The organism is Vibrio sp. 1288 (assembly GCF_033344475.1).
The window spans coordinates 1-500 of the sequence record NZ_JAWPOX010001216.1 but is presented as its reverse complement, the minus strand read 5'-3'; the positions used below and the strand labels follow the sequence as shown (position 1 = coordinate 500).

The following is a 500-nucleotide window of genomic DNA, read 5'->3' as shown; positions in this document are numbered from 1 at the left end:
AAGGTTACCGTGAGTACCGTTATAGACGTTTTGCTTAACGGCTGGTGATACTTTAACTGCCATTGCAATTCTCCTTTGATTCCGATGAATAAAGGTTGGCTAGATAGCCAGCCAGTAACTTATTACTTAGATAAACCGCCAACGGCTGTATCTAGCACCATTACGCCGTAGTCATTGATTCGGCCATTCTTCTCTTGGAAGCGAACTTTCTTAACGCCGCTCATCCAAGCGATAGACGTTTCACGACCGTTGCCATGGTCAACCTTCTCGGTGTGCATAGAGAACTGAGCACCGCTTGAAGATTTACCGTAAGCAACTGCTAGCGCTTGGCCGCCAAGTAGGATTGCGCGGTCAATTACGGTAGCGGCTGTAGCTTCAGTTTCAGTGCCGTTGCCGCTTGCTGCGCCAACTTTCACTTTAGAGCCAGCATTGAAACGTACTGGTTTGCGGTATTGACGAACCAAGATATTGCGCCACATTAGGCGGTCACCTTGGAATAG

General features: G+C 48.2%; 1 protein-coding gene. It reads right to left on the bottom strand.

Going from position 1 to position 500, the window contains the following annotated elements; genetic code table 11:
- Window positions 1-122: 122 nt before the first annotated feature.
- On the bottom strand, window positions 123-500 hold a 378-nt coding region (locus R8O11_RS31760; RefSeq protein WP_318195457.1), incomplete at its 5' end, for a DUF4043 family protein.